The sequence below is a fragment of the Betaproteobacteria bacterium genome (assembly GCA_016791345.1).
In the GTDB taxonomy this organism is placed as follows: Bacteria; Pseudomonadota; Gammaproteobacteria; order Burkholderiales; family JAEUMW01; genus JAEUMW01.
Map to the genome: position 1 here is coordinate 1 of JAEUMW010000301.1, position 2502 is coordinate 2502.

The 2502-nt window shown below is 65.1% G+C and carries 2 protein-coding genes and 1 pseudogene; 1 reads left to right on the forward strand and 2 read right to left on the reverse strand.

Annotation, left to right across the window (positions count from 1 at the left end; all coding sequences use genetic code 11):
* Positions 1-688, reverse strand: a pseudogene (locus tag JNK68_12045) (ChaN family lipoprotein).
* A 204-nt stretch (positions 689-892) separates the two neighbouring features.
* Here JNK68_12045 and lysM point away from each other — a divergent pair.
* Complete coding sequence (gene lysM / locus JNK68_12050; protein ID MBL8541087.1) at positions 893-1375, forward strand: peptidoglycan-binding protein LysM; 483 nt, start codon at positions 893-895, stop codon at positions 1373-1375.
* A gap of 575 nt (positions 1376-1950) precedes the next feature.
* Here the strand turns inward: lysM and JNK68_12055 are convergent.
* Positions 1951-2502 (reverse strand): protein kinase (locus JNK68_12055; protein MBL8541088.1); only part of this gene is annotated, 552 nt, incomplete at its 5' end.

Consider the following 2502-nt stretch of genomic DNA (forward strand, 5'->3'; position numbering starts at 1 on the left):
GCAGTGGCGAGCGCTTCCGCGAAGGCGCGGTCCCAGAAGAGCTGGGCTTCGACGAAGTGATCGAACTCGGCCGCGGCGCGCTCTCCCGCGCCGTGCTCCTGGAATACCTGTCGGAGACGCTCCCGATACGCCTTGCCCGCCGCTGCCGGCGTTCCCACGCTTTCGCGGCGATCGACAGGCACCGAGCCGAGCCCTTTGGATGCGATTTCGCTCACGACTGCGCGCTCCACGTTGAGGGCGACCACGGGGATGCGATTGATCCGGGCAAAGTGGAGGATCGGCAGATAGAGCCCGGGGTCGAAGCCCCACACACGGGTCCACTCGGTTCGCGCAAGGAACTCCCCTTCCGTGAGGCGACCGGTCGCCCACTCGTCGAGCGCGGGCTGCGCGGCAGCATTTCCATGCCGATGACAAGGTCGGGTCGCTGCGCGTGCAATCCTGCAATCACCTGCAATTGCCAGCGATGGTGGTCGGCGTCGTCGTGACGTTCTCCCAGCAGCACCACGCGCTTGCGGGCGAGTTCGTCGAGGAGCGTTGGCTGGGCGATGGCGACGGTCTGCTCGCCTGCCGGTGTGTACCAGCGACCCGCCGTCAGACAAGCCGACGATGACGAAACGATGGGCTCGTTCGCGACAGTGGTGGCAATGCCCGCGGCAGCAAGGAGGACGGCGGCGAGAAATGTCGGCATGGTCGGCGGTACGACGGCAACACGGCCAACCGGCTTTGATGCGGCAAACGACGGCGAGTTCGATCGCATTGCCGTCGTTTGGACGCGGCCATTTGTTCGCTTACAATCGCCACTCCATCTGGATTCCGGCCGCACCGCTGGCGTCTGTCGTTCCCCACCATCACCGGCTCGAGGCCGGTATCACGCATCGGACAGGAGGTTGCCATGGGACTCATGACTTTTCTCAAGGACGCGGGCGAGAAGCTCTTCGGTCACGGCGAGGCCAAGGCTGCAGCGACGGCCGCAACGCCAGCAGATCTCGATCGTGCCGCGGGCGACGCGATCAAGCACTACATCGAGACCATGGGGCTGCAGGCCTCCGGGCTCACTGTCTCCTTCGACAGCGCTTCGTCGACGTGCACGGTGGCGGGCTCGTGCGAGGATCAGTCGACCAAGGAGAAGATTCTGCTGGCTGCGGGCAATGTCGCCGGCGTCGGTAAGGTGGAAGATCAGCTGACTGTGGTGAACGCGCAGCCCGAGGCGCAGTACTACGAGGTGCAGAAAGGCGACACCCTGTCCAAGATCTCCAAGCAATACTACGGCGACCCGAACAAGTACAACGCCATCTTCGAGGCAAACAAGCCGATGCTGTCGCACCCGGACAAGATCTATCCCGGGCAGAAGCTGCGCATCCCGCCGCAACCCTGATCCGGGCAGCCGGGCGGCGGCAGGCGAGCGGCCCGGCTACTCGTCGCTGTAACCCACCTCGCGAAGGAATGCGGTGCGATCCTGGGTGCCGAGGTGGTCGGCGACGAGGGTCACGAACTCCCTGCGACTCTTCGCCTTCCGCTGCGCGTGCCTGGCGACGACGCGGGCGATCGGCCCCAGATAGACCGCGAGACGCGCGCTGACGGCATCGACGAAGGCCGAGTCGAGCAGTGCGTCAGTGGTTGTTCCGCATGAACTCGAGACCGTGCCGCCTGCCGACGAGCGATGCGCCGTTCCCGGAATGCTCTGCTTGCCGGGGGATGAGCCGCTGACGGACCCCGTTTCGCCGACCGCTTTTCTGAACATGTCGACGAAACGTGTGCGCAGTTGCGGATCGTTGATGTTCTCGGACAACAGCAGGCACAAATGCGCGCGATCGCGCGCTTGCGCTGCCACCCTGCGAATAATCACCTTGGCGAGGGGACCGATCAGGCGCGCGAGCGTGCGTTCGGCGGTCGTGAGCGTCGTCTCGTCCAATACCGGCAGCGGTTTCTGGAGCATGACATTGGCTAGGCTCACGACGGTCTTGCCGCTGCCGTCCTCGATCTCCGTGCTCGCCAGCGCGCCCAGCGCGTCGTTGAACGCTCGCGCGCTCTGAAAGCGCTCACCGGGCTGCTTGGCGAGCGCCTTGGCCAGCAAGCCGTCGAACGCATCGGGCAATGCAACGGATGCAGCCTGCGAAGGCGGCACCGGGTCCTCGCGGCAGATCTTGTACGCGATGCCCTCGACCGAACCGCGGAACGGCTTCTCGCCGGTGACGAGTTCATAGAGCACGACGCCGACGCTGAGAGATCCGAGCGAGCGTCGACAGCCTCACCCATGCATTGTTCGGGCGACATGTACGATGGGGTGCCGACAACGACCCCTGCACCCGTCAGATTCGAGGTGTCGATCCGCGCAACGCCGAAGTCCGCGACCTTGAGCAACCCTTGCCCGGTGACGATGAGATTCGACGGTTTGACATCGCGATGGACGACGCCGCGGTCGTGGGCAAACTCGAGGGCTTGCAGCAGCTGTGACATGAGCGCGACGAGCAGCCCGAAGTCAAAGGTCGCCCGGCGACCGAG

Excerpts from the sequence above, each read along its gene's own strand:
- lysM (MBL8541087.1), top strand. The coding sequence starts at position 893 with ATGGGACTCATGACTTTTCTCAAGGACGCGGGCGAGAAGCTCTTCGGT.